General features: G+C 61.9%; 27 protein-coding genes. 13 read left to right on the top strand and 14 right to left on the bottom strand.

Annotation, left to right across the window (positions count from 1 at the left end; all coding sequences use genetic code 11):
* Positions 1–4: 4 nt before the first annotated feature.
* The 8 genes from AC30QB_RS04555 to AC30QB_RS04520 all read left to right on the top strand — a co-directional run bounded on the left by AC30QB_RS04555 (position 5) and on the right by AC30QB_RS04520 (position 10,322).
* Complete coding sequence (locus AC30QB_RS04555) at positions 5–1,444, top strand: ABC transporter permease (RefSeq protein ID WP_489544999.1); 1,440 nt, start codon at positions 5–7, stop codon at positions 1,442–1,444.
* Between the two features lie 6 nt (positions 1,445–1,450).
* Positions 1,451–3,304: an ABC transporter ATP-binding protein gene (locus AC30QB_RS04550; RefSeq protein ID WP_489544998.1), complete on the top strand. Its 1,854-nt coding sequence runs from the start codon at positions 1,451–1,453 to the stop codon at positions 3,302–3,304.
* A gap of 393 nt (positions 3,305–3,697) precedes the next feature.
* Entirely contained in the window at positions 3,698–6,499 is a 2,802-nt protein-coding gene (locus AC30QB_RS04545) for a TonB-dependent receptor domain-containing protein (protein WP_489544997.1), read from the top strand.
* A 113-nt stretch (positions 6,500–6,612) separates the two neighbouring features.
* Positions 6,613–7,257, top strand: a complete 645-nt coding sequence (locus AC30QB_RS04540) for an energy transducer TonB (RefSeq protein WP_489544996.1) — start codon at positions 6,613–6,615, stop codon at positions 7,255–7,257.
* 90 nt (positions 7,258–7,347) lie between these two features.
* A complete protein-coding gene (locus tag AC30QB_RS04535) occupies positions 7,348–8,193 on the top strand; it encodes a MotA/TolQ/ExbB proton channel family protein (protein WP_489544995.1) in 846 nt (281 codons plus the stop codon).
* 25 nt (positions 8,194–8,218) lie between these two features.
* Positions 8,219–8,647 (top strand): ExbD/TolR family protein, encoded by a 429-nt coding sequence (locus AC30QB_RS04530; protein WP_489544994.1) that lies wholly within the window; start codon positions 8,219–8,221, stop codon positions 8,645–8,647.
* 15 nt (positions 8,648–8,662) lie between these two features.
* On the top strand, positions 8,663–9,091 hold the full coding sequence (locus AC30QB_RS04525; RefSeq protein ID WP_489544993.1) for an ExbD/TolR family protein: 429 nt from the start codon (positions 8,663–8,665) through the stop codon (positions 9,089–9,091).
* Positions 9,092–9,101: 10 nt separating this feature from the next.
* Entirely contained in the window at positions 9,102–10,322 is a 1,221-nt protein-coding gene (locus AC30QB_RS04520; RefSeq protein ID WP_489544992.1) for a tetratricopeptide repeat protein, read from the top strand.
* Between the two features lie 13 nt (positions 10,323–10,335).
* On the opposite strand, the gene AC30QB_RS04515 is transcribed toward AC30QB_RS04520, so the two are convergent.
* The 7 genes from AC30QB_RS04515 to AC30QB_RS04485 form a co-directional block, all read right to left on the bottom strand.
* The gene (locus tag AC30QB_RS04515; protein WP_489544991.1) at positions 10,336–11,094 is read right to left on the bottom strand and encodes a 3-hydroxyacyl-CoA dehydrogenase; all 759 of its coding nucleotides are present in this window, start codon (positions 11,092–11,094) and stop codon (positions 10,336–10,338) included.
* Positions 11,095–11,185: 91 nt separating this feature from the next.
* Positions 11,186–11,839: an adenylate kinase gene (adk, locus tag AC30QB_RS04510; protein WP_489544990.1), complete on the bottom strand. Its 654-nt coding sequence runs from the start codon at positions 11,837–11,839 to the stop codon at positions 11,186–11,188.
* Positions 11,840–11,919: 80 nt separating this feature from the next.
* The gene (gene kdsB / locus AC30QB_RS04505) at positions 11,920–12,672 is read right to left on the bottom strand and encodes a 3-deoxy-manno-octulosonate cytidylyltransferase (protein ID WP_489544989.1); all 753 of its coding nucleotides are present in this window, start codon (positions 12,670–12,672) and stop codon (positions 11,920–11,922) included.
* Complete coding sequence (locus AC30QB_RS04500; RefSeq protein ID WP_489544988.1) at positions 12,669–12,875, bottom strand: Trm112 family protein; 207 nt, start codon at positions 12,873–12,875, stop codon at positions 12,669–12,671. Before AC30QB_RS04500 ends, kdsB begins: the two co-directional genes overlap by 4 nt.
* 11 nt (positions 12,876–12,886) lie before the next feature.
* The gene (gene lpxK, locus AC30QB_RS04495; RefSeq protein WP_489544987.1) at positions 12,887–13,906 is read right to left on the bottom strand and encodes a tetraacyldisaccharide 4'-kinase; all 1,020 of its coding nucleotides are present in this window, start codon (positions 13,904–13,906) and stop codon (positions 12,887–12,889) included.
* 42 nt (positions 13,907–13,948) lie between these two features.
* A complete protein-coding gene (locus AC30QB_RS04490) occupies positions 13,949–14,374 on the bottom strand; it encodes an ExbD/TolR family protein (RefSeq protein ID WP_489545066.1) in 426 nt (141 codons plus the stop codon).
* A 10-nt stretch (positions 14,375–14,384) separates the two neighbouring features.
* The gene (locus AC30QB_RS04485; RefSeq protein ID WP_489544986.1) at positions 14,385–15,026 is read right to left on the bottom strand and encodes a MotA/TolQ/ExbB proton channel family protein; all 642 of its coding nucleotides are present in this window, start codon (positions 15,024–15,026) and stop codon (positions 14,385–14,387) included.
* Between the two features lie 370 nt (positions 15,027–15,396).
* Between AC30QB_RS04485 and xseA the strand changes: the two genes are divergently transcribed.
* Entirely contained in the window at positions 15,397–16,704 is a 1,308-nt protein-coding gene (xseA, locus tag AC30QB_RS04480; RefSeq protein ID WP_489544985.1) for an exodeoxyribonuclease VII large subunit, read from the top strand.
* A gap of 80 nt (positions 16,705–16,784) precedes the next feature.
* Positions 16,785–17,366, top strand: coding sequence for a superoxide dismutase (locus AC30QB_RS04475; protein WP_489544984.1), 582 nt, complete (start codon positions 16,785–16,787; stop codon positions 17,364–17,366).
* 55 nt (positions 17,367–17,421) lie between these two features.
* Here AC30QB_RS04475 and AC30QB_RS04470 read toward each other — a convergent pair whose 3' ends face one another.
* Positions 17,422–17,865 (bottom strand): DUF192 domain-containing protein, encoded by a 444-nt coding sequence (locus tag AC30QB_RS04470; protein WP_489544983.1) that lies wholly within the window; start codon positions 17,863–17,865, stop codon positions 17,422–17,424.
* Positions 17,866–18,023: 158 nt separating this feature from the next.
* Between AC30QB_RS04470 and icd the strand changes: the two genes are divergently transcribed.
* Positions 18,024–19,277, top strand: coding sequence for an NADP-dependent isocitrate dehydrogenase (gene icd / locus AC30QB_RS04465; RefSeq protein WP_489544982.1), 1,254 nt, complete (start codon positions 18,024–18,026; stop codon positions 19,275–19,277).
* Between the two features lie 66 nt (positions 19,278–19,343).
* Here icd and AC30QB_RS04460 read toward each other — a convergent pair whose 3' ends face one another.
* The gene (locus tag AC30QB_RS04460; RefSeq protein ID WP_489544981.1) at positions 19,344–19,610 is read right to left on the bottom strand and encodes a cold-shock protein; all 267 of its coding nucleotides are present in this window, start codon (positions 19,608–19,610) and stop codon (positions 19,344–19,346) included.
* 201 nt (positions 19,611–19,811) lie between these two features.
* On the opposite strand from AC30QB_RS04460, the gene clpS reads away from it, so the two are divergent.
* Positions 19,812–20,165, top strand: a complete 354-nt coding sequence (gene clpS / locus AC30QB_RS04455; RefSeq protein WP_489544980.1) for an ATP-dependent Clp protease adapter ClpS — start codon at positions 19,812–19,814, stop codon at positions 20,163–20,165.
* On the top strand, positions 20,162–22,465 hold the full coding sequence (clpA, locus tag AC30QB_RS04450) for an ATP-dependent Clp protease ATP-binding subunit ClpA (protein ID WP_489544979.1): 2,304 nt from the start codon (positions 20,162–20,164) through the stop codon (positions 22,463–22,465). The genes clpS and clpA overlap by 4 nt, the downstream gene beginning before the upstream one ends.
* A 44-nt stretch (positions 22,466–22,509) precedes the next feature.
* Here clpA and AC30QB_RS04445 read toward each other — a convergent pair whose 3' ends face one another.
* Genes AC30QB_RS04445 through AC30QB_RS04425 form a run of 5 tightly spaced genes read right to left on the bottom strand, consistent with a single transcriptional unit; the run spans position 22,510 to position 26,212 of the window.
* A complete protein-coding gene (locus tag AC30QB_RS04445; RefSeq protein ID WP_489544978.1) occupies positions 22,510–23,280 on the bottom strand; it encodes a M90 family metallopeptidase in 771 nt (256 codons plus the stop codon).
* Entirely contained in the window at positions 23,277–24,044 is a 768-nt protein-coding gene (locus AC30QB_RS04440) for a UDP-2,3-diacylglucosamine diphosphatase (protein ID WP_489544977.1), read from the bottom strand. Before AC30QB_RS04440 ends, AC30QB_RS04445 begins: the two co-directional genes overlap by 4 nt.
* Positions 24,045–24,052: 8 nt before the next feature.
* Positions 24,053–24,553, bottom strand: a complete 501-nt coding sequence (locus tag AC30QB_RS04435; RefSeq protein WP_489544976.1) for a peptidylprolyl isomerase — start codon at positions 24,551–24,553, stop codon at positions 24,053–24,055.
* 1 nt (position 24,554) lies between these two features.
* Complete coding sequence (locus AC30QB_RS04430; protein WP_489544975.1) at positions 24,555–25,127, bottom strand: peptidylprolyl isomerase; 573 nt, start codon at positions 25,125–25,127, stop codon at positions 24,555–24,557.
* On the bottom strand, positions 25,124–26,212 hold the full coding sequence (locus tag AC30QB_RS04425) for a L,D-transpeptidase family protein (RefSeq protein ID WP_489544974.1): 1,089 nt from the start codon (positions 26,210–26,212) through the stop codon (positions 25,124–25,126). The genes AC30QB_RS04430 and AC30QB_RS04425 overlap by 4 nt, the downstream gene beginning before the upstream one ends.
* Positions 26,213–26,302 lie beyond the last annotated feature (90 nt).

The raw sequence follows: 26,302 nt of genomic DNA, 5'->3' as shown, positions 1-26,302 counted from the left end.
GGCCATGCCCAAGTTTGTATTCTTGTGGACCGATGTGGTGCTGTACGCGATGCTGCTGGCCTTGATCGGCTATGCGTGGCGCGTCAGCCGAAACGACAACCTGCGCGCCAACTGGTACAAGGTGCTGCGCGATCCGGCGGCCTCGTCGGCAGGCATTGTTCTGGTGTTGTTTGCGCTGATCACGATGGCAGACAGCGTGCATTTCAGGCGCGCCCTGCAGCCCACCGCTTCCAGCAAACCCGATGTGCAGGCCTTCTATGCCACCAGCACCGAGTCGCTGCTAGACGCACTGCTCGCCCGCCAGATCGCCACGCGTGAAGTCGGCTACTCCGAGCCGCTGGCCTACCTCGGGCTTACCAAGGTGCCGCTGGTGCGCGACGGGATATCGACCAACGACTTTCCTCGCCTGGAGTTCGGTGGCGCGCATCTGAAGAACCCCGAGGCCGAGTGGCACGGCGATGTCATCGCCCGCGCGGTCGGTGGCGCCGCGGCCGGCATCGTCGTGGTGATGGTGTTGTCATTGCTGACGGCAGCATGGTTGGGCAAGGGCCATGGAGGCACGCGCGCCGCATTGAAAGCCATTGCGCGAGACCGCACCGACTTGCCTCTGCGCGCAGCTCTCGCCACACTGCTGGTGCTCGGCATCAGCGCAGGGGTGCTGATGGCATTGATGGCGCACTACCACGTGTTCGGCACCGACCGCACCGGCAACGACGTGCTGTATCAATCGCTGAAGAGCGTACGCACGGCCTTCGTGATCGGCACGCTGGCGACCGTGGCGACGCTGCCGTTTGCGGTGGTGCTCGGCATTCTCGCGGGTTACTTCAGAGGCTGGGTCGATGAAGTGATCCAGTATGTCTACACCACGCTCAGCTCGGTGCCCAATGTGCTGCTGATCGCCGCCTGCGTGCTCATGGTGCAAGTGTTTCTCGACAAGAACCCCGAGATGTTTGAGACCGGGCTGGAGCGCTCCGACCTGAAGATATTCTTGCTTTGCGTCATCCTCGGGCTTACAGGCTGGGCCACGCTGTGCCGCTTGGTGCGCGGAGAAACGCTCAAGCTGCGCGAGCTCGATTTCGTGCAGGCCGCCACAGCTTTCGGCGTGAGCCACGGGCGCATCATGGCGCGCCACATCGCGCCCAATGTGATGCACCTGGTGCTCATCACCACGGTGCTCAGCTTCTCTGACCTGATCTTGTACGAAGCCGTGCTCACCTACGTGGGCGTCGGCGTTGACCCGTCGATGAGCAGCTTTGGCGGAATGATCAACCTGGCTCGCAGCGAGATGAGCCGCGACCCAGTCGTCTGGTGGAGCTTTGCGGCAGCCTTCACTTTCATGGTGGTGCTGGTGCTGGCGGCCAATCTTTTTGCCGATGGCGTCCGAGATGCCTTCGACCCCCGCTCGCGCAGCTTCCGCCCGCGTCTGAAGCGCTCCCTGGCCTGACACAAGATGCTCAAGATCGAAGAACTGAAAGTCGCGCTAGACGCCGACGCGGGCCTGGTCAAGGCGATTGACGGCCTCTCGCTGTCCGTCAAGCGCGGCGAGACCTTTGCCCTGGTGGGTGAGTCGGGTTGCGGCAAGAGCATGACGGCCCTGGCCTTGATGCGTCTCTTGCCCGACAACGGACAGATCACGCAAGGGCAGGTGGCACTCGAAGGCCAAGACGTATTGGCCTTGGCCGAGTCGCAGATGCGCGCCGTGCGTGGCGGCAAGATCGGCATGATCTTCCAGGAGCCGGCCACCAGCCTGAACCCGGTGATGCGCGTGGGCGACCAGATCGTCGAAGCGATTGAGGCGCATACCGCCTTGCGCGGCGCGGCGGCGCGCTCCAAGGCCATCGAGTGGCTGGGCAAGGTCGGCATTCCTGAGCCCGAGAGCCGCATCGACGAGTACCCGTTTCGCCTGAGCGGTGGGCAGAAACAACGCGTGATGATCGCGATGACGCTGGCGGCCGAGCCCGATTTTCTGATCGCCGACGAACCCACGACCGCACTCGACGTGACCATCCAGGCGCAGATTCTCGACCTGCTCAAGCGTTTGCAAAAAGAGCAGGGCATGGGCCTTCTGCTGATCACGCACGATTTGGCCGTGGTGTCTGGCATGGCCGATCGCGTGGCGCTGATGTATGCCGGCCAAATCATCGAAGTGGCAACTGCGCGCGAGTTCTTTCGCTCTCCGCAGCATCCTTACGCGCGCTTGCTGCTGAACGCACTGCCCGATGCGGCGAAGCGCGGTGGCACGCTCGCCGCTATTGCTGGCACGGTGCCGCCTCTGTGGCAAGAGTTTTCAGGGTGTCGGTTTGCGCCGCGCTGTGACCGCGTGATCGACGAATGCCATCACACGCTGCCTGAGCTCATCCATACCGGCAGCGAGCATGTGGTGCGATGCATCTTGTACCGCGATGGCGCAACGCTTGCCCCGCTGGCGGCGCTGCCAGGGGTGACCGAGGCGCTTCCGGAAAAGACGCCTATCGGCCAGTCCTTGCTGGATGTTCAGCACCTGTCGGTGCGCTTTCCGATACGCAAAGGGTTGCTGCAACGCGCACGCAACTACTTCGTCGCCGTGAACGACGTGTCGTTCAGCATCGCGGCCGGAGAGACGTTGGCGCTGGTGGGTGAGTCGGGCTGCGGCAAGACGACCACGGGCAAGGCCATCGTGCAGCTGCTGCGAAACCAGGCTGTGATCGAAGGCTCGGCCCAGTTTCAAGGCGCCGATCTTTTCAGTTTGAAGGGTGATGCGTTGCGCAACGCGCGAAGCGCGATCCAGATCATTTTTCAGGATCCATTCGCGTCTCTCAACCCGCGCATGCGCGTGTTCGATCTGCTCGAAGAAGGCCTGCTGGCCTTGCGGCCCGAGATGACGGCCGATCTGCGCCGGGCTGAGATTGAGACACTCGTCGGCCGCGTAGGCCTGAGGCCCGATGCGCTGCAGCGCTACCCGCACGAGTTCTCTGGCGGCCAGCGCCAGCGCATCGCCATCGCCCGCGCTTTGGCCCTCAAGCCCAGCCTGATCGTTTGTGACGAGCCGACATCGGCGCTCGATGTTTCGGTGCAAGCCCAGATCCTCAACCTGCTGCGCGAGTTGCAACGCGAGTTCGGTGTTTCGTACCTGTTCATCACCCACAACATCGGGGTGGTGGAGTACATCGCCGACCGCGTGGTGGTGATGCAGAACGGCCGCATCGAAGAGGCTGGCAGCAGCGACGAGGTGCTGCGCAACCCGCAGTCGGCGTACACGCGCACGCTGTTGGCGGCGGTGCCCCGAATCGAGGCGATTGACGCAGTAGATGCTCACCAAAGTTGAGCATTGGCGACTTCAGGAAACGAAATCGAATCGCTCGTTGCAATGAGGTGGTCGTGCATGTTGCCGGCAGCCAACGTTGCGCTCACGTTGGTAGGAGAGAGAGTTCCCTAAAGCGGCCGAATACGCGGTGAGAAGGGCTGGGCTTCACCGCCAAAAAACGGCCGGAGACCCGCACGAACACTAGGTTTCTGTGTCGGGAGCATGGCCTTCGAGCAACAGCTTTGGCCGGCAACACAAAGCGACCCAGGAAATACCCTCGGCAAGCCTCATTTCGCTTCAGTGACAATTCGTTCACACGTCCTCATGGATAAGACATGGCCGATTCACAAAGCCGGCATGTGGCTTGCAGTGAGAGTGGTTTATCCATCAACCTTTCAGTGTTCAGGAGATCACATGTTTAGAAAGACAAAAATCTGCTCAGGCTTGATGCTCGCGTTTGGTGGCGGCTTGGCCCTCAGCGCCTTCCCGGTTCTGGCGCAACAGCAACTAGAGCGTGTCGAGATCACCGGGTCGTCAATCAAGCGCGTTGAGTCCGAAGGTGCGCTTCCAGTTCAGGTCATCACACGTGCTGATATCGAACGCAGCGGCGTTACGAGCACTGAGCAACTGCTCCAATCAATCTCAGCGGCTTCTTCAATGGGCGGTACGAGCAACGCTACCGGTGCGGGCTCATCCACGTACGGGTTTTCGTCGATTTCTCTGCGCGGTTTGGGCGAGGATCGCACCTTGGTGCTGGTCAACGGCCGCCGGGTCGCTGCGTTTGCGGGCGGCAACGGTGCCGCGGCCAACGTCAACGCGATTCCGCTGGCCGCGATCGATCACGTGGAAATCCTTAAGGACGGCGCTTCGAGTGTGTACGGTTCAGATGCTGTCGGTGGCGTTGTCAATTTCATTTTGACGAAAGAATTCAAGGGCTTCGAGATCGGTGGCAGCACGGGCTCGCCCACCCGATCGGGCGGTGGCAAGTCCAACAAAGCCCACCTTGTCGCGGGTTTTGGCGATCTTGAAAAAGATCGCTTCAATCTGACCACCTCGCTGGCTTTCGAACGCGAGACCGCAGTGTTCGCCAAGGACCGTGACTTTGCCAAGACGGGCAATGTCCCCCCGTACCTGCTGGCATCGGCCACAGGGCAGGGCAACATCCAGGGGGCATTCACTCCTGGAACGGGAAGCGTCGCCACGGGAGACTGGGTGCCTGGCACTACGGTCGCCGGCTTCGGCAACCCGGGCAGCAGCTATGGCAACCCACTGGCGGTTGCCAACAACTGCGAATCGGTGAACATGTTCCGCAACCCGACGAACACCTCTAAGGGTGTGCCGTATTGCGTGTTCGACAGCAATGCGTTTGTGGGATTGACGCCCAAGCGCGAACTGATGAATTTCAGTGCCAATGGGGTGTTCAAGATCACGAGCAGCATGGAGGCCTTCGGCGACGTGCTCTATTCGAAGAGCGTCGTCACCAACACGTTTCAGCCCAGCCCGGTACGCCGAGACTTCCTGCAGACCGATGCGTTGTTTGATGCGCAAGGCGTTGATCAGGCTTTGTTGATCCGGCCTGCCAACCCCAACTATGTGGTCGCTAAAAACTACTTGATTGCGCAAGGTTTCGGGTCGCTCTTCACTGCAGGGGATCCTGCACTGGCGGTCACCTCCCGCGTGTTTGATTTCGGGCCCCGCACCTCCAAAGACACTTCCAAGGCCAGCCGTTTTGTGGGCGGCCTGCGAGGCAGCTTTGGCAAGAATGACTACGAAGCAGCCTTCTCCAGCAGCGAGAGCAAACTCTCGGGCACGGTACCTGAAGGTTTCTTCTCACAGGTGGCATTTGCTAAGGCCGTGAACGCAGCCAACAGTGACTACAACCCTTGGAGCTTGGATCAATCGGCAGCTTTCAAGGCTGCGCTGGCCGCCAACAATGCCAAGTACACCGGCGGCACGCTGGATGCGAAGTTCAAGAACTCCGTGCTTGACGGCAAGGTTTCCGGTGAAATATTCCAGTTGCCTGCCGGCCCGGTCTTGTATGCCGTCGGTATGCAATACCGCAAGGAAGCGTACGTCACGACCCCCAGCCCCGCGCTTGAGACAGGTGACATTGCCGGCTTGGGCGGCAGCGTGCCTCCGGTGGACAAAACACGCAACGTCACCGCGATCTTTGCCGAGTCGATTGTCCCGATCGTGAAGTCGCTTGAAGGCCGCGTGTCGGTTCGCAATGACAAGTACGGTGACACCGGCAAGTCAACGACCTACTCCACCTCCCTGCGCTGGCAGCCCACCAAGGAGATTCTGGTTCGCACGTCCGCCGCGACGGGCTTCCGTTCGCCGACCTTGATCGACCTCTATCAGCCGCAGGCGCTGGGCGCTTCGGAGCAGTTCAATGACCCGGTGACGGGTCAAACTGACATCCAGGTCAACTCGCTGACTGGCGGTAACCCTGGTCTGAAACCCGAACGATCGAAGCAGACTTCGCTGGGTTTGGTGGTTTCGCCGAGCAAGACCCTCACGTTCTCGGTCGACTGGTTCAATATCCGTGTGAGGGACATCATCACCTCGCCTTCGGCCCAGGAGGTGGTGTCGCGGAATGCATCGGGTGATCCTACTTATGCAGGCTTGGTGACTCGCGACCCGACAACGCAGGACATCCTGTCGATGGTTCAAACGCTCACGAATACCGGCGATGCTGTTGTGAGAGGTCTCGACATCGGGGCGGCATACCGCGAGACGTTTGGCGCCGGGCGCTTGGATGTGAATCTCGACGGGACCTACATGATCAAATTCGATCAGACCAGTCCTGGCGGCGTGGTTTCCCACAAGGTGGGCACGATGATCGACTCGAACGGTGACCCAGTGCTCGGCGCCGACAGCGGTGGTGTCGTGATGCGCTGGAAGCATTTGCTGAGCACAACTTGGTCGCAGGGTGGCTGGGCGTTCACCTACGCGCAGAACTACTATCAGCGCTACAAGGACGGCCTCGATCTCAACGGCAACTACCATGAGGTTCCGTCTCAATCCATCTACGACCTGAACGTCACCTATACGGGCATCAAGAACCTGCGGGTGGGTCTTGGCGTGAAGAACGTGTTCGACAAAAACCCCCCGATCTACATCCCGGCAAGCAACCAGTTCCAAGCGGGTTACGACATCTCGACGTATGACCCGCGGGGCCGGTTCGTTTACCTTTCTGCAGCTTTGAAGTTCTAAGCAAAGCACCCACACGACGACTGTTATTCGTGTGTGCCCGCTGGCCACAAGCCGGCGGGCATTTTTGTTAACCTCAAGCGGTTGTGCTTTGACCAAACTGGAGACCCCAGGGTATGGATTTTTCTAAGAGACAAGCGGACCCGAGACGCCACCTCACTGGCATCGTGTTCGTCGTTTTATTTCATGGCTTGCTTGTGTACGGGCTGATGTCCGGTCTCGCAAGAAAGGTCATCGATGTCGTGCGAGCCCCGATCGAGACCAAGGTGATTGAGGAGATCACCAAGCCACCGCCGCCGCCGGAAGTGGTGGTGCCACCGCCGCCGAAACTGGAGGCGCCGCCACCGCCTTTCATTCCGCCGCCGGAGGTGCAGATTGCGACGCCACCGCCGGTGGTTCCCACGATCACGGCAACGACGCCTACACCTCCGCCTGCTCCGACCACCATGACGCCTGTGCCGCCACCCGTCGCTGCGCCTGCACCTACCGCAGCCGCTCCGACAACCACACGTGGAGCCTGTACCAAGATGCCGCCGCCGGAGGTTCCGGGGCTCAACGTCACCGGGCGCATGACGCTGCTCGGCACGATCGCTGTCAAGGGTGGTGTCGTTGTGAACGTCGAGATATCGAACATCCGTGGCATCTCGGATCGTCGTGCTCAACGGGCCTTGGCCGCAGCGGTCGAAACCGCCCTGCGCGAGTACGTCTGCCCTGGGGATTGGCCCGCCTTGACCCAAGAATTTACGTTCACCATCAACTAACTCTCTACCCATGGCGTTTGCTCGTGCCTTGGCTCATGAAGCCGTTGCGTGGGCTGCGCGACCCAACTCAATATCCCAGGAGATCGCAACATGTCCAAACTTTTCGTAACTAAGTGGGCCGCAGCCCTTCTGACCGCCGCGGCGTTCGTGATGGCTTTTCCGCACGGCGCCTTGGCCCAACCGGCCTCGGCTCCTGTCGAGCAGCCCGCTCCGGCCGCAGTGCCGGCGCCTCCTGCAGCCGCGCCAGCCCCCGCCGTCACCAAGGAAGTCGTTGAGAACCCGTACGACTTGAAGCACCTGTGGGCACAAGGTGACGTGGTCGCGCGTGGCACGCTGATCATCCTCGTCATCATGAGTTTGGCGAGCTGGTACATCCTGGTGACCAAGCTCTTCGAAAGCATCAAGCTCAGCTCTGAAGCCAAGTCGGCCCGGCAGAGCTTCTTCAAGTCGGCCAGCCTGAACGACGGCATGAAGACGCTCAAGACCGGCAGCGCCTTCCAGTTCATCGCCGAAAGCGGTGTCGAAGCGGGCAAAGATCACGCGGGTGAACTTACCGCCAACATCGACCGCAACACCTGGATCGGCATGAGCGTGCAGCGCGCCATCGACAATGTGCAAAGCCGCTTGCAAGACGGCTTGGCGGTGTTGGCGACCGTCGGCTCGACCGCTCCGTTTGTTGGCCTGTTCGGCACTGTGTGGGGCATTCTGAATGCGTTGACGGCCATTGGTATCGCAGGCCAGGCCTCCATCGACAAGGTGGCAGGCCCCGTGGGCGAGTCGCTGCTGATGACGGCCATTGGCCTCGCAGTGGCCGTGCCCGCAGTGCTGGGCTACAACTGGCTGGTTCGCCGCAACAAGGTAACCATGGAAGCCGTGCGCAGCTTCGGTGCTGACCTGCACGGCGTGCTCTTGGGCAGCCGCGCCTCGGCTCGTTGATCCGTTACCGCATCAGGAGCGCCTCATGGCCATGAATGTCGGATCGTCAGACGGCGATGAAGACGAAGTGGTGGCCAGCATCAACACCACCCCGCTGGTGGATGTGATGCTGGTGCTGCTCATCATCTTTCTGATCACTGTGCCCGTCGTGACGCAAAACGCCGCGTTGTCTTTGCCCAAAGAGACCAACATCGCTCGCCAGACCAAGCCCGAGAACATCGAGATCTCCGTCACCAAAGACGGTGACGTGTTCTGGAACGCTCAAGCCGTGGCAGACAACAATGCACTCGTTGATCGGCTGAAGAAGATCGCCGTGATCGTGCCGCAGCCTGAGATTCACATTCGGGGTGACGAGAAGTCGCGTTATGAGTCGGTAGGCCGGGTGGTCTTTGCATGCCAGCGTGCCGGCATCCAAAAGATCAGCTTCGTCACCGAACCGCCACCGCGTGGCTAACCCAGGAGACAAATCATGGGAATGAACGTAGGTTCAAGCAGTGGCGGCGAGCCGGAAGTGATGGTCGAGATGAACACCACGCCCTTGATCGACGTGATGTTGGTGTTGCTGATCATGCTGATCATCACCATCCCGATCCAGTTGCACTCGGTCAATCTGAACATGCCCACCGGCAACCCGCCGCCACCCACGGCACCGCCCGTGGTGGTGACGATCGACATTGACTTTGACGGCACGATCTTCTGGAACGGCGAAGCCCTGGCTGACCGCGCGACGTTGGAGACGCGGCTTGCCAATACGGCGGCGATGGCCGATCAACCCGAAGTGCACTTGCGGCCGAACAAGCTGGTGGAGTACAAGGCCGTGGCCATGGTGCTGGCCAGTGCACAGCGGCTGGGCGTGACCAAGCTGGGCATGGTCGGCAATGAGCAATTCATTAAGTGACGCACAGCTCATGAAGAGACAAGCACTCCATTTTTTCGTGGCCGCGTCGCTGCTGCTGGGCGCGGCAGGCGCGCATCCCCAAGAGGGGATGCGCGCTGATGTCGGCAAGCCTTTGCAGGCGGCGAACGAGTTGATCAAGTCGCAGAAGTTCAAGGAAGCACTGGCCAAGGTGCGCGAAGCCGATGCCGTGCCCAACAAGAACGCGAATGAAAGCTTCATGGTTGAGCGCATGCGCATCGCAGCGGCCTCGGGTGCCGGTGATGCGGACACTGCTGCGAAGTCGTATGAAACTTTGAAGGCGAGTGGCAAGCTGTCACCGGCCGAACAGCTGCGCATGCTCGAATCGTTGACGGTGGCCTACTACCGCGCCAAGGACTACGCCAAAGCGGTGAATTGGGGCAAGCGCTATCTGGCAGATGGCGGCTCCAACGGCCAGATCAGAACCTTGCTGATCCAATCGCAATACCTGAGCGGTGACTATGCGGGTGCCACCAAAGAGTTGGTGGTCGAGTTGCATGCCGACGAGAAGGCCGGCCGCGTGCCGCCCGAAGACCGCCTCAAGCTTCTGCTGAATGCGGCCCAGCGCGTGAACGACAACGGCAGCTATGTGATGGCGATGGAGCGTCTCGTCACGCACTACCCGAAGAAGGAGTATTGGGCCGACCTGCTGGGCCGGGTGCAACGCAAGCCCAACTTCAGTGACCGCCTCGCGCTTGACACCTATCGGCTGATGCTGGCATCGGGCAGCATGCGCAACGCCAACGACTACATGGAGATGGCCCAGCTGGCGGTGCAGGCCGGCTTGCCCGCTGAGGGCAAGCAAGTGGTCGAGAAGGGGTTTGCCGCGGGTGTACTGGGCAAAGGCACGCCGACGGAAGCCGATCGGCATCGGCGTCTAAACGACCTGGTGGTCAAGCGCGCCGAAGAAGACAGGCAATCCTTGGTCAAACGCCAGGCTGAGGCCGCAACCGCCAAGGGCGGTGCTGATTTGGTAGACGTAGGTTTTGGCCAAGTCTTTCTTGGTGAGCCGAAGAAGGGCATCGCGCTCATGGAGCAGGGCATTGCCAAGGGCGGGCTCAAGCGCGCCGACGATGCCCGGCTGCACTTGGGCATCGCCTGGCTGATGTCGGGTGATTCGGCCCGTGCGCAGACGGTCTTCAAGACCGTGACGGGCAACGACGGCACGGGCGACCTCGCGCGTCTGTGGACGCTCATCGCCCGCCAGAAGTAGCGGGCACTGGCGGTCAACGAGGCGCGAGTCGGATCGCGCCGTCCAGCCGGATCACCTCGCCATTGAGCATGTCGTTGGTGATGATCTGGTGCACAAGCTTGGCGTAGTCGGCCGGCGTGCCGAGGCGGCTGGGGAAGGGCACCCCAGCGGCCAAGGCATCTTGCACGTCTTGTGGCATGGCGAACAGCATCGGCGTGCCGAAGATGCCGGGTGCGATGGTCATGTTGCGTATGCCGTTGCGTGCCAGGTCGCGCGCAATGGGCAGGGTCATGCCGACCACGCCGCCCTTAGAGGCCGAATAGGCCGCTTGGCCCATCTGCCCATCAAAGGCCGCAACGCTGGCGGTCGAGATCAGCACGCCACGCTCTCCTGTGGCCTCGGGCTCGTTGCGGCTCATCGCCTCGGCGCTCAAGCGAATCATGTTGAAGCTACCGATCAGGTTGACCGTGACGACCTTGCTGAAGAGCGCTAGCGCATGGGCGCCTTCCTTGCCTACGGTTTTGCTCGCCGGTGCAATGCCCGCGCAGTTCACCAGCCCCATCAGCTTGCCCATGGCGGTGGCCGCAGCAACCGCGGTTTGCCCGTCAGCTTCCTGGCTCACATCGCATCTGACGAAGCGGCCGCCTAACTCCTTGGCAATGGCCTCACCGCGGTCGGCCTGCAGGTCGGCGATCACGATCTTGCCGCCATGGGCCGCGAGCATCCGGGCCGTGCCTTCGCCCAAGCCCGACGCGCCGCCGGTGACGATGAAAACCTTGCCTGCGATGTCCATGGCGTGCTCCTGTGGGTGAGTGGGGTGCTTTGATTCTGGATGAAAAAAGCCGCTCATCGAGCGGCTTAGTTGTGTGCTGCGAGCGAGCGTTTCAGCTCAGGGCCTCGAGCGCACGAGTGGTGATTTCATCGACCGTGCCGGTACCTGAAATCTTGCGGTACTTAGGTGCACCTGCTTCACCGGAGGCCGACCACTTCGAGTAGTAGTCGACGAGCGGTCGGGTCTGGTTCTGGTAGACGTCCAGGCGCTTCTTCACGGTCTCTTCTTTGTCGTCTTCGCGCTGGATCAGGTCTTCACCGGTCACGTCGTCTTTGCCCGCGGCCTTCGGTGGGTTGAACTTCACGTGATAGGTACGACCGGAGGCCAAGTGCACGCGGCGGCCGCTCATGCGCTCGATGATGGCGGCATCGGGTACGTCGATCTCAAGCACGAGATCGAGCTTGACGCCAGCAGCCTTCATCGCATCGGCCTGTGGAATCGTGCGTGGAAAGCCGTCGAACAGGAAACCATGGGCGCAGTCGGGCTGGGTGATGCGCTCTTTCACGAGGCCGATGATGATGTCGTCGCTCACCAGTGCGCCCGAGTCCATCACTTTCTTGGCCGCCAAGCCCAGCGGGCTACCGGCCTTGACCGCCGCGCGCAGCATGTCGCCAGTGGAGATTTGTGGAATGCCGAACTTCTTGCAAATGAATGCGGCTTGTGTCCCTTTTCCGGCGCCTGGCGCGCCCAGCAGGATCATTCTCATCTGTCGTCCTTGATTGGTGAATCTCTGGTGGCCCGCAGCGGCTCGCGACCCCGTTTTGCCTATGAGAATAGCATGGGCATTCAGCCGAAGAATGCGCGCACTCGGGCCAAATCTTCAGCGGTGTCGACCCCTGGGCCCGGCCTTGCCGCACTCACGTGCACAGCGATGCGTTCGCCGTGCCACAACACGCGCAGTTGCTCCAATGACTCGATGGCTTCGAGCGGGCAGGGAGGGAGCTTCGGGAAGCGGCGCAGAAAGCCGGCCTGGTAGCCATACAGGCCGATGTGGCGCAGCGGCAAGACGTCGGGCAACTGTTTCAGGCCTTGCGCGTGGCCATCGCGCCACCACGGAATGGGCGCGCGCGAGAAGTACAGTGCGCGGCCTGCACCATCGACCACCACTTTCACGACGTTGGGGTTGGCGAGTTCGTTTACGTCATCGATGGGATGCGCAGCCGTGCTCATGACGCAGTCTGATCTCGTCGTCAGCAATGCCGCGCAGGCGTTGATGAGGTCGGGGTCGATGAGCGGCTCGTCTCCCTGCACATTGACGACGGCGTCGCTGCCATCGAGCCCCAGTAACGTGCACGCTTCAGCCAGGCGGTCGCTGCCTGTGGGGTGGTCGGCACGGGTCAGCACGCAGTCAACGCCATGGGCCTGGCACGCGCTCACGATTTCGCTGTCGTCGGCCGCCACCACCACACGCGTGGCCTGGGACAGCGCTGCTCGCTGCGCGACCCGCACCACCATGGGCAAGCCGCCCACGTCGGCCAGTATCTTGCGCGGCAGGCGAGTCGATTGCAGACGCGCTGGCACCAGCACAGTGAAGATCACGCCGCAGTCTCGGCGTTAGGCGCGGGGGTGTCCAGCGAGCGCGCCTCAGACTCCAGCATCAGCGGGATGCCATCGCGTACCGGAAACGCCAGGCGATCGGCTCGGCACACCAGCTCTTGTTGCGGCTGGGTCGGAGGGCGAAGGTGCTCAAGCGGCCCTTTGCAGAGCGGGCACACCAGCAGTTCAAGCAATCGAGTGTCCATTTGCGAATCCTTCAGAGGCGGGCGGTTGAGGGCAGGAACTTCAGCAGGTCGGTGGCAAACGCGTCGCCCAACTCAAAGTCTAGCGTTGCCACCCACACGCGCGTGCTGCCCATGGCATCTGGCAGCAGCTTCACGGCGTCTTTTTCGGTGACGATCACGTCGGCAGTGTCGGCGGGCCAAGGCAGTACAGAGAAATCATGATGGTCGGGCAGGGCGAGCTCATCAATGCGTAGGCCCAGTGTGCGCAGCATGTCGAAAAAGCGCTGGGGCCGCGCGAGGCCCGCAGCGGCCAGCACGCTGCGCCCCTGCAGCTGCGCGTGCGCATCGGGGTGAGCGGGCTCTGCGGCCCACCACGCTCGCAAACGCATAAGCCCCGTCAGATGACGTCGTGCCAGGTGGCCGCCCAATGCGGTGCTGGGTGCTGGCGCGTTGTAGAGCACGACGCTGCGCAATGGGACGCTCTCGGGCATAGCCTCGCGCAGTGGGCCTGCCGGCAAGAGCCAACCATTGCCCACACCGCGCTCATCGAACACGATCACCTGTGCATCGCGGGCAAGGCGCGTGTGCTGCAGGCCATCGTCGCTGACGAGGATGTCAACACCGGGCCATGCGCGCAGCAGCGCAAGACCCGCCGCGACGCGATCTGCCCCCACGGAAACGGGCGCGGCTGTACGCAGATGCATCAACAAGGGTTCGTCGCCGACGAGGCTGGCCGACGCGGTGCGATCAACGAGCGCTACCGCTTCCGATGCCCGGCCATAGCCGCGTGACACGATACCGGGCGTGAAGCCACGCTCGCGCAGCAAGCGAACGAGAGCGATCGTCGTTGGGGTCTTGCCTGCGCCGCCGGCCACCAGATTGCCGACCACGACCACAGCCACCGGCAGCCGCACCGACTGCATCAGGCCCTGGCCATAGCAGGCTGCGCGCAGCCAGACGATGACGCCATAAAGCCATGAGACGGGCAGCAGCAGTCGAGCGAGCCATCCGCGCCGCAGCCAGGCTGCCTGCAAGCTCGACGCAGCCGACACGGCGGGGCTCTCAGCTGCCCGAGAGGGCGGCAACGCGCGACATCAGTGGTCTCGGCCTTGCCCGACTTGGGTGGCGAAGGTCAGCCGCGCGAGGCCCGCGCGCCGTGCTGCGTCCATTACCGTGATCACCGATTGGTGGGCAGCAGTGGCGTCGGCCGAGATGATGACCACGGTGTCACGCGAGCCTTCAGATGCCAGGGCGAGCTCGGCCGCCAGCAGCTCTACACTGCGCCCCTCCAGCGTCTTGCGGTTGATGGCATAGCGCCCCTCGCCCGAGACTGACACGATGATCTCGCGCGGGTTCTCGCGCGGCTTGTCGGCATCGGCCACCGGCAGCACCACTTGCAGCTCGGTGAATTTCGAGTAAGTGGTCGACAGCATCAGGAAGATCAGCACCACCAGCAGCACATCAATGAACGGGATCAGGTTGATCTCGGGTTCTTCGAGGTGGTGCTTGCGAAAGTTCATCGCCATGCTTTCAGGCCACTGGCTTTTTGGGAGGCACAGAAAAGCGCATCAGGTGCGGCACCATGCGTTCGGCGGCCTGCTCCATCTCGAGCGTGTAGGCGTCGATCTGGCCACGGAAGTGGCGATAGAACATGAGCGATGGGATGGCGATCATCAGCCCGAACGCCGTGTTGTACAGCGCCACTGAAATGCCATGCGCCAGCAGGGCAGGGTTGCTGCCGCCCGAAGGCGCCTGCGAGCCGAAGATCTCGATCATGCCGATCACCGTGCCGAGCAGCCCCAACAATGGTGCGGCCGAGGCGATGGTGCCCAAGGTGTTCATGTAGCGCTCCATGCGGTGCACAGCGGCGCGCCCGGCCGACTCGAACGAGCTGCGCAACACGGCCTCGCTCAGGCGTGGGTCGGCGATCACCGTGCGCAGGCCACTGGCGAGCACAGTGCCGAGAATGGAGTTGTCAGCAAGCTTGTTGACAACATCGGCACCAGGCAGGTGAGCGCGCGTGACAGACACCACTTCGTCCAGCAAACGCGGCGGCGCCACGCGTGCGGCGCGCAAGCTCGAAAGGCGTTCGATGATGAGCGTCAGAGCGACGATGGAGCACAGGAGAAGGGGCCAAATCGGCCAGCCAGCGGCTTGTATGATCGAAAACAATCCGGTCCTCTTCGGTAGATGTTGTGGCCCGTTCGGGAGGCGCGATTATGACCCCAAGGTCAGGCCTGTCACGCTGTCATTGGTTCGATCTTGTCACCGCGCTGCCGCGTACTGCAAACCGCTGACGCGACACCTGCGCACATCGTCCACTGCAACTGTGGACAACTTTGTGGGCAACCTCGCTTGAGCCGCGCGCAAGCCGCGCAAAATCAAGGCTCCCGTCAGATTGCTTAAAACTTAGGCATAGAAAAATCCTTGAAAATCAATCACTTGCACGATTGTGAAAGCCGTGTGACAGGCAAAACACAGCGCTTGGCCTTGATTGGCGCGCTTGTGGAGTTCTCGACCCGCGTCAGCGCTGGGTTTGCTCGTGATTGAGAACGCCTCTCAGCGCGGCGAGCGCATGGTTTGGGGCGTTGCTGCACTCGTTCATGCGGTGTCGGATACGCTGGCTGCGCGCTTTGCGGCGTGCACGATTCAGGGCGAGATATCAGGGTTTTCGAGAGCTCCGAGCGGCCACTGCTACCTCAACCTGAAAGACGCCGAAGGCGGGGCGGCCTTGATTCGCTGCGCCATGTTTCGCCGCGCGTCGAGCCTGCTGAATTTCTCGCCGGCCGATGGGCAATTGGTCGAAGTGCGCGGGCGCCTGGCGGTGTACGAGCCGCGTGGTGAATTGCAGTTCGTCATCGAGGCCATGCAGCGGGCAGGTGCCGGTGCGCTGTACGAGCAGTTTCTGAAGCTCAAGGCTCGCCTGGAGGCCGAGGGCCTGTTCGACCCGCAGCGCAAGCGCGCCTTGCCACGTTTCCCGCGCCGCGTGGGTGTCGTCACATCAAAGGCCGCAGCCGCCTTGCACGATGTGCTGACGGCCCTTGCGCGCCGCGCGCCGCACCTAGAGGTGATCGTCTACCCGAGCCCGGTGCAAGGAGCCGAAGCGTCAGCAGCGATCGTCGCTGCGATCACGGCAGCCGTCGCGCGCGCCGAAGTCGAGGTACTCATCGTGTGCCGCGGCGGCGGTTCGCTGGAAGACCTGTGGGCGTTCAATGACGAGCGTGTCGTGCGCGCGATTGCCGGCTCGCCGATCCCGGTGCTGTGTGGCGTGGGGCACGAGACAGATGTCACCTTGGCCGACTTTGCCGCCGACATGCGCGCACCCACGCCGACGGCCGCAGCCGAGCTGGTGTCGCCTACCCAAGAGGACGGGCTGGCCATGCTCGCGGCGGTGGCGTCGGTTATCACGCGCCGCGTGTACCGCGTGATTGACGGCCAGACCCAGCTGCTTGATCGCGCCATGCTGCGCCTGATGCGCCCCGCCGATGGCGTGCGGCGCCATGCGCAGCGGCTGGAGATGCTGCAGCATCGGCTGGCAGGGCGTGTGATGCAAAGCCTGCCTCGCCAGCGTCAACGATGTGCAGAGCTGAGCGCACGTTTTGGTCGCGCGCTGCGGGTGAGCCTGGTGAGCCGACAGCAGCGCCTGTCGTCACTTGAAGGCCGATTGACGGCGCTGGACCCGCGCCAGGTACTTTCGCGCGGCTATGCATGGCTGAGTGACGAAAGCGGCGTTCCCCTCACGAGTGCGAAAGCACTGGCGGTCGGTCAGCAAGTGCAGGCCGAGCTGGCTGATGGCAAGGTCGTGGCAACGCTCTCTAGCGTGACGCTGAAACCGCGCGGCGCGCGTTGAATTCGGCTGAGGTGGCCGTGGTTTTCTCGCAAGCTGCCTACAATCGTTCGAGCACTTCGACCCACAGAAAGGACACTCGCATGGAACACACACTGCCCCCGCTGCCGTATACACAAGACGCCCTGGCGCCGCACCTCAGCAAGGAAACGCTGGAGTACCACTATGGCAAGCATCACAACGCCTACGTGGTGAACTTGAACAACCTGCAGAAGGGCACCGAGTTCGAGGCTATGAGCCTTGAAGACATCATCAAGAAATCATCCGGGGGCATCTACAACAACGCTGCGCAGATCTGGAACCACACCTTCTTCTGGGGCAGCATGAAGCCCCAGGGTGGTGGCGAGCCCACGGGCGCACTGGCGGCGGCCATCAATGCCAAGTTCGGCAGCTACACCGCATTCAAGGAAGCTTTCACCAAGAGCGCGGTGGGCAACTTCGGCTCTGGCTGGACCTGGCTGGTGAAGAAGCCCGACGGCAGCGTCGACATCGTTAACACGGGCGCGGCCGGTACGCCGCTTACCACGGCCGACAAAGCGCTGTTGACAATCGATGTGTGGGAGCACGCCTACTACATCGACTACCGCAACCTGCGCCCGAAGTGGGTCGAGACCTTTCTCACGTCGTTGGCGAACTGGGAGTTCGCCGCCAAGAACTTCGCTTGAACAAAAGCTTGCTCGCAAATGGAAAGGCCGGTCACTGACCGGCCTTTTTCGTTATTCAGGGCGAGAAGGGTGGCCCTGAGAGCTTGGCACCCTCCTTGATGCCTCGCTTGGAAAACCAGCCCTGGTTCATCTCAAGCACAAAGCGAACCGCTTGCTTGGAGCAGTGCGAATCCAGGGTCTGCGGTTTCATCTCGTCGATGTTGACCACCGTGCCGTTGTCGGTCAGGAAGGCGATCGACAGAGGCAGCAAGGTGTTCTTCATCCAGAAGCACTGCTTGGCCGGCGCCTCGAAGGCGAAAAGCATGCCGTCGTTCGTGGGCATGCTGCTTCGAAACATGAGGCCAGTGGCACGCTGCTCGGGAGTTTGCGCCAACTGGGCTTGAATGTTATGGATGCCCGCATTGAGCCGAACCGTGGGCAGGTTTTGCGGCCCTTCCTGGGCCAGTGCTGCGCAACTCCAGAGCCAGGCTGCACAGGCGAGCCAAACACGTGTCTTCATGTGATCCTGTTCGAGAGTTCAGCAAGATTTGAGTATCAACAGACTCACCTTGAGCGGTAAGCGGCTAACGTGTCTTGTTGTCAGTCGGTTGACAGATACCCTGGCATAGAATCTTTGGATACGAAACCTGATACCCATCGCAGCGAGCGGAGTCACTCATGTACAAGCACATCAAGGTCCCCCAAGACGGGCAGAAGATCACCGTTAACCCCGACTTCTCGCTCAAGGTCCCTGACCAGCCCATCATTCCGTACATCGAGGGCGACGGCACGGGTTTCGACATCACGCCGGTCATGATCAAGGTGGTCGATGCGGCCGTTGAGAAGGCCTACGGCGGCAAGAAGAAGATCCACTGGATGGAGGTCTATGCCGGCGAGAAGTCGACCAAGATCTATGGGCCCGATGTGTGGCTGCCCGAAGAAACGCTCGAGGTTTTGCGCGAGTACGTGGTCTCGATCAAAGGCCCGCTGACCACCCCCGTCGGTGGTGGCATACGCTCACTGAATGTGGCGCTGCGCCAGGAACTAGACCTCTACGTTTGCCTGCGGCCGGTGCAGTATTTCAAGGGCGTGCCCTCGCCGCTGAAGGAGCCCGAGAAGACCAATATGGTGATCTTCCGCGAGAACTCGGAAGACATCTACGCGGGCATCGAGTACGAAGCCCAGTCTGACAAGGCCAAGAAGCTGATCAAGTTCCTGATCGACGAGATGGGCGTCAAGAAGATACGCTTCCCGAACACTTCGGGCATTGGTATCAAACCGGTATCGATCGAGGGCACCGAGCGCCTGGTGCGCAAGGCGCTGCAGTATGCCGTCGACAACGACAAGCCCAGCGTCACGATCGTGCACAAGGGCAACATCATGAAGTACACCGAAGGTGGCTTCCGTGATTGGGCGTACGCGCTGGCGCAGAAGGAATTCGGCGCCGAGTTGATCGACGGTGGCCCGTGGTGCAAATTCAAGAACCCGAAGACCGGCAAGGACATCATCGTCAAAGACTCGATTGCCGACGCTTTCCTGCAGCAGATCTTGTTGCGCCCGGCCGAATACTCTGTGGTGGCCACGCTGAACCTGAACGGCGACTACATCTCCGACGCGCTTGCCGCGCAGGTCGGCGGCATCGGCATCGCCCCGGGGGCCAACCTGTCTGACTCGGTGGCGTGCTTCGAAGCCACCCATGGCACCGCACCCAAATACGCTGGCAAAGACTACGTCAATCCGGGCAGCGAGATTCTCTCTGCCGAGATGATGCTTCGCCACATGGGCTGGATGGCGGCTGCAGACATCATCATCAGCTCGCTCGAAAAGTCGATCGCCAGCAAGAAGGTTACCTACGACTTCGCGCGCCTGATGGACGGCGCGACCCAGGTCTCGTGCTCCGGCTTTGGCCAGGTGATGATCGAAAACATGTGATTGGCTGATGCGCCAACGAAAAGGCCCACCAGAGGTGGGCCTTTTCCATGCTGAGGGGGTGATGAATCAGGCGTTGGCGTTGGCGCCAGGCAGGCCGACAGCAGCCGCCACCAGTAGGCCGGCCGAGGTGTCTTGCGGGCAGATGTTCTGGGCCAGCTGGCCTTTGGGGCCTTGCACCAGCTCGTAGCTGACGCTTCCACCTTGTTTCAAAGTACGGAAGCCCTCCATTTGGATGGCAGAGAAATGGGCGAACACGTCTTCGCCGCCACCCTCCGGTTCAATGAAGCCAAAACCCTTCGCATCGTTGAACCATTTCACCGTTCCGATCGCCATGCCGGGGCTCCCTTCCCATGATCGGCGGCATTCTCTGCCCCGGTATCCGGGCTGTCAAGGCGAGCTCCACGCCCCCGCCATTCATCTTGGATGCCCCGAAATATGTGCCGGGCGTGAAGCAATTCTGGGCTTGAGCTCGCCGCATCTGTCTCAATATCCCAGAGACTGAATGAGTGAGCATCAACTCGATAGAATGATTCCATGCCCGACGACACACCCAAGCCACCCGTGCCACCGAAGGGGCTCCCGCCCGATCGCGGGCAGGGCGCGGCCGTTGTCGAGCGCAAGACGGCCAAGACAGAGCCGCCGAGAATGTTCCAGGTGGTGCTCTTGAATGACGATTACACGCCGATGGAGTTCGTCGTGATGGTGCTTCAGGAGTATTTCAAACGCGACCTCGAGACGGCGACACAGATCATGCTCAAGGTGCACAAGGAAGGCCGAGGCGTCTGCGGTGTCTACACCAAAGACGTGGCGGCCACGAAGGTCGAATTGGTGTTGACCGCCGCACGGCGCGGTGGTCATCCGTTGCAATGCATTATGGAGGCCGCATGATTGCGCAAGAGCTTGAAGTCAGCCTGCACATGGCGTTCGTCGAGGCGCGTCAGCAGCGCCACGAATTCATCACGGTCGAGCACCTGTTGATGGCGCTGTTGGACAACCCCTCAGCCGCAGAGGTGCTGCGCGCCTGCTCGGCCAACATTGATGAGTTGCGCAAGAGCCTGGCGCAGTTCATTAAGGAAAACACGCCCACCGTGGGCGGTGCCGACGAGGTCGACACGCAGCCCACGCTGGGTTTCCAGCGGGTGATCCAGCGCGCGATCATGCACGTGCAGTCCACCGGCAGTGGCAAGAAGGAAGTGACCGGCGCGAATGTGTTGGTGGCGATCTTCGGTGAGAAGGATTCGCACGCTGTCTATTACCTGCATCAGCAAGGCGTGACGCGGCTCGACGTGGTGAACTTCATTGCACACGGTATCAAGAAGACCGATCCGCCTGAGCAGCCCAAGTCCAACGAAAGCTCGGGCAACGAAGGTGAAAAGGAAGAAGGCGAATCCAAGGGCTCGCCGCTGGACCAGTTCACTCAGAACCTGAACCAGCTCGCGCGCGAAGGCAAGATCGACCCGTTGATCGGCCGCGAGCATGAAGTCGAGCGGGTCATACAGATCCTCTGCCGCCGACGCAAAAACAACCCACTGCTGGTAGGCGAGGCCGGCGTGGGCAAGACCGCCATCGCTGAGGGCCTGGCATGGCGCATCACCCAGAACGAAGTGCCCGAAATCCTGGCTGACGCGCAGGTCTACTCACTCGACATGGGGGCCTTGCTGGCCGGCACAAAGTACCGCGGTGACTTCGAGCAGCGCTTGAAGAGCGTGCTCAAGCACCTCAAGGATCAACCCAACGCCGTGCTCTTCATCGACGAGATCCACACGCTCATCGGCGCTGGCGCGGCCTCGGGTGGCACGCTTGATGCGAGCAACCTGCTCAAGCCGGCGCTCAGCTCTGGCGCGATGAAGTGCATAGGCGCGACGACCTTCACCGAATACCGCGGCATCTTCGAGAAAGACGCTGCGCTGTCACGCCGCTTCCAGAAGGTCGACGTGGTTGAACCTTCGGTCGAGCAGACCATCGAGATACTTAAGGGTTTGAAGTCGCGCTTCGAAGAGCACCACAGCGTGAAGTACGCGCTGGGCGCGCTGCAGGCGGCGGCTGAGCTGTCGGCCAAGTTCATCAATGACCGTCATTTGCCCGACAAGGCCATAGATGTGATCGATGAGGCCGGCGCGGCGCAACGCATCTTGCCCAAGAACAAGCAGAAGAAGACCATCACCCGAAACGAGGTCGAAGAGATCGTCGCCAAGATCGCACGCATTCCGCCGACCAGCGTGTCGAGTGACGACCGTTCCAAGCTCAAGACGCTGGAGCGCGACCTCAACAGCGTGGTGTTCGGCCAAGAGCCAGCCATCGAAGCGCTGGCAGCCTCCATCAAGATGGCGCGCTCGGGCCTGGGCAAGCCCGACAAGCCGATCGGCTCGTTCTTGTTCAGCGGCCCCACTGGCGTAGGCAAGACCGAAGTGGCCAAGCAGCTCGCATTCATCTTGGGCATTGAGCTTATCCGCTTCGACATGAGCGAGTACATGGAGCGTCATGCCGTTAGCCGCCTGATCGGTGCGCCTCCTGGCTATGTCGGGTTCGACCAGGGTGGTTTGCTCACCGAGGCCATCACGAAGAAGCCACATGCGGTATTGCTGCTCGACGAGATCGAGAAGGCGCACCCGGATGTCTTCAACGTGCTGCTGCAAGTGATGGACCACGGCTCGCTGACCGACAACAACGGGCGCAAGGCCGACTTCCGCAACGTCATCTTGATCATGACGACCAACGCGGGTGCAGAGACCATGAACAAGGCGACCATCGGCTTCACCAACTCGCGCGAGCAAGGCGATGAGATGGCCGACATCAAGCGCTTGTTCACGCCCGAGTTTCGCAACCGGCTGGACGCAACAGTCAGCTTCCGTGCGCTTGATGAAGAAATCATCATTCGCGTGGTCGACAAGTTCTTGCTGCAGCTCGAAGCCCAGCTGGCCGAGAAGAAGGTCGAGGCCACTTTCAGCGATGCCTTGCGCAAGCACCTGGCCAAGAAGGGTTTCGACCCGCTTATGGGTGCACGCCCGATGCAGCGCTTGATCCAAGACACGCTTCGCCGTGCGCTGGCCGATGAGTTGCTGTTCGGGCGCCTGGTCGATGGGGGCCGCCTCTCGGTCGACATCGACGCCGACGGCAAGACGGTGCTCGACATTCAGCCGCTCAAGAAGAGCGACAAACCCAAGGCAGAGCCCGCGACAGCGGCTTGAGCGGAAGGCTAGGACAAACGGGGCTTAGGCCCCGTTTTGTCTTTTCAGACGCGCAGGGCGGGGTCTTGCTGAAAGAACTGCCGCAGCAGCGCGTAGACCTCGGCATGCTCACACTGCAGGTCGAGCGGCGCCACGAAGAATGCCTCGCACGCGACCGCAAAAAATTCGCTGGCCGCTTCTGCGCCATACGGATCGAGCAAGGTCTCTTCGCCAGCATCGACCTGAGCACAAAACGCCTCGTAGCGCGCGCCAAAAACGGCCTGCCATTCGGCGCGGGCTTCGCGGCTCGGCAAGGGCGGCACACCATCGGCTTCGCCATCACGCATGTCCAGCACATGTGCAAACTCGTGGATCACGACGTTGTAGCCCCACTCGGCGGAGTCGCCTGCTTCGGCCACGTCTTGCCACGACAGCGTGACCGGCCCGCCCTCCATGGCTTCGCCCGTCAGCGGCTCACCGTAGTGATGCATGACCCCGTCTTCGTCCATGACCTCGCGCTGCGCGACCACTTCACCAGCGTGCACCACGATGCCCACGAAGCCGTCATACCAGTCGAGACCCAGGTTGACGATGGGCAGGCAGGCCTGCGCGGCAATGGCGACGGCCATGTCGTCGGTGATGCTCAAGCCATGCGCGCCGCTGAACTCCTTGCGATCGAGAAAGAGCGTGCTCATCTCGCGTAGCCGTTGGGCGCTGGCTTCGTCAAGCAAGGCCAGAAAGGGGAAGCGTGCGAGCGTCGCCTGCCAGAGCGGCTCGGGAATGGCACGGCGCTCGAGGGCGCGCCGATTGCGCCAGCGGCGCAGCGCTGCGATCACAAGGCGGCCAAAAGGGGTAAACGGCTCAGCCCTTGGGCGCTGAGGCGCAAGACCTCGGCGCGGTGGGGCGGGTGGTCCAAATCCCAATCCGACAGCACGTGGCGTACGCAGCCCGCGCCGATCGGTTCGGTGGCGGGCCGATGCGTGTGGCCGTGAATCAATGTGGTCGTGGCCGCCTGTTGCAGCCAGCGGACAGCCATGTCGGAGTCGACATCGGCCCAATCGGCAGGCGAGGGCAGCGCTTTCTTGCGCAGCTCGCTTTGCTGGCGGGCATCGCGTGCAAACCGGCGGCGCGCTTCTAGCGGTTGGGACAAGAACTCGGCTTGCCACGCGGCGCTGCGAACCAGGGCTCGAAACTTCTGGTACTCGGTGTCCGCAAGGCACAGGGCATCGCCATGTGTGAGCAGTACTCGTTGGCCGAATGCGATGAGTACGCAGGGGTCGGCGAAGGCCTGAACGCCGCAGGCGCGCAGCATGCTGTCACCCACCAGGAAGTCGCGGTTGCCGACCATGAACGCGACGCTGCGTTGCTGCGCAGCGGCGGTCAACTCCTGGGCACAACGTGCCTCGAACCCTTCGAAGCGTGCATCGTCACCAACCCACACCTCAAACAGATCACCCAAGATGAACACGGCATCGGCAGGCGTGCTCCGCAGGTAGCGCGCCCAGGCGTCGAAGGTGAGGGGCGTGTTTGCCGCGAGATGCAGGTCGGAGATGAAGTCGATGCACCGCCAATCTGGCGGCGCATTTACTTCGGCCTGCATGGGCTCACTCAGACAACGGTGGCTTGGGTGATGACCACGTCTTCCAGCGGTACATCGCCATGCCCGCCACGGTTGCCGGTCTTCACGCTTTCCATGGCGTCAACCACTTCCTTGCCAGCCACGACCTTGCCGAAGACGGCATAGCCCCATCCATTGGGCGTTTCTGATTTGAAGTTGAGGAAGTCGTTGTCGGTGGTGTTGATGAAGAACTGCGCCGAGGCCGAGTGCGGTGCGCTGGTGCGCGCCATGGCCACGGTGTAGTGGTCATTCTTCAGGCCGTTGTTGGCCTCGTTTTGAATCGTCTCGGCGGTGGGCTTTTGCTTCATGCCGGGCTCGAAACCGCCGCCCTGAACCATGAAGCTCTTGATCACGCGGTGGAACACCGTGCCGTTGTAGTGCCCCTTCTCGACGTATGAGAGAAAGTTGGCCACGGTCACGGGGGCCTTGGCGTCATCCAGCTCTATGCGAATGATGCCGTGGTTGGTTTGCAGCTCGACGGTCTTGCTCATGTCATTTCTCCAGGGTGGCTTTCTTGATGGTCACGGGTGTGACGGGCACGTCGCCGGGTGCCGTGGGTACGGCGCGAATCTTGTCGACCACGTCCATGCCCGAGATGACCTTGCCGAATACCGCGTAGCCGTTGCCGTCGCGCGAGCTGGCGGCGTTGAGAAAGCCGTTGTCCTTCACGTTGATGAAGAACTGTGCAGTGGCCGAGTTGGGGTCGGCCGTGCGGGCCATGGCGATGGTGCCGCGCTCGTTGTTGAGGCCATTTTTGGCTTCCAGCGGAATGGGGTGGCGCGTGGGCTTCTCTTTCATGTCGGCGCTCATGCCGCCGCCCTGGATCATGAAGTTGTCGATCACGCGGTGGAACACGGTGCCGTCGTAGTGCCCTGCCTTAACGTACTGCACGAAGTTGTCGACCGTCTTGGGCGCCTTGGCGGCATTCAGCTCGACCACGATGTCACCCGCCGAGGTGGCGAGCTTCACCTTCTGTGCATGGGCGGCCCAGCTTGCGCTCAGGCCCAGGAAGGCCGCTGCGAGCAGGGGCAGCCAACGTGGGTTTCTTGTCATTTGCTTGATCATCCAATCACTCCTTCGAAAAATATCTTCCATTGTCCACCTTCCTTGCCCCAGTACTGGCGCTTCATCAACCCTGTGCGCTGGCCTTTCAGCACCTCGCCAAAGGTGACAATGAGCACTTCGCTGGTGTCGCGCCAGGACAGGATGGACAGCTCTTTCAGTTCGGATTCACGGCCGCGCGCGGCGTTCACTTCCTTGGCCAGAATCTTGGCCCACTCGGCGACATCGGTTGAGCCGCTAGAGAACTGCGGCGAGTAGAACTCCATCAGCTTGCCCATGTCGCCATGTGAACGCGCCTGGCGCCACTGCTCCACCAGCGTGCGCGCCACCATACGCTCGTGCTCTACCTGGGCGCCGGGAACCCAGTCGATTCGGCTTGCGATCACCACGGGTGTGCGTCGCGGCGACACCTCGCGCAGCACGCGGTTGAGGTCTTCGTTGGCCAGCACCACGCAGCCATCGGTGCTCTGCGGGGTACGTGCAAAATTTTGCGGCGGCACGCCGTGCAGCCAGATTCCCCCGCCAGTTTTGCCGCGCCGGCGGTCGTATTCGTTGGGGTAGTTGAGCGTGAGAGCGCCCGGGCCGTAGAAATCCTTCAGCTGGCGCGCCCCGAGGCGGCTGGTGATGAAGTAGACACCCAGGGGTGTGCGTTGGTCGCCTTGCTCTTTCTTGTCGACCCCGAGCCGGCCCAGCGACACGTAGTTGTCGGACACCAGCCTCAGGCCGTGCGCGCCATTCTCGAAAAGGTAAAGGCGCGAGCGGCTGGCGTCGATGGCGATGGCGTGGCGGGTGCTCGCGGGAATGTCAATGAATTGCCGCGGCAGCGCGTTGGCAGGTGGGCGCTCGGTGAGCGCAGCCAGACGTACCGCGGCCTCTTGGCGCAGCTGGCTCCATTGCGCAGCGGCCGAGGCAGGCAACTCGGAAGGGGTGACTTCGGGCGCACCCAGCTTGCCGCGCCGAGTCAACAGCAGGTCGCCATACACGAGCTGAGCAAGCTGGAAATTGGGCACCTCGCGCGACAGTGATTCGGCCTTGTTCAGCGCGGCGAGGCTGTCGCCGCTGCGGATGAGCCGATAGACCGCTAACAAGCGCGCCTCAGGCGAAGCTTGAGGTGTTGCTGATGGAATGGCCCTGCGCGCCAGCGGTGCCGCATGGAGCGACGTGGTGAAACACCAGCA

This window comes from Rhizobacter sp. (genome assembly GCF_046595475.1).
Lineage (GTDB): Bacteria > Pseudomonadota > Gammaproteobacteria > Burkholderiales > Burkholderiaceae_C > Rhizobacter.
The sequence above is the reverse complement of the archived record's forward strand: the minus strand, read 5'-3'. Positions and strand labels throughout refer to the sequence as shown.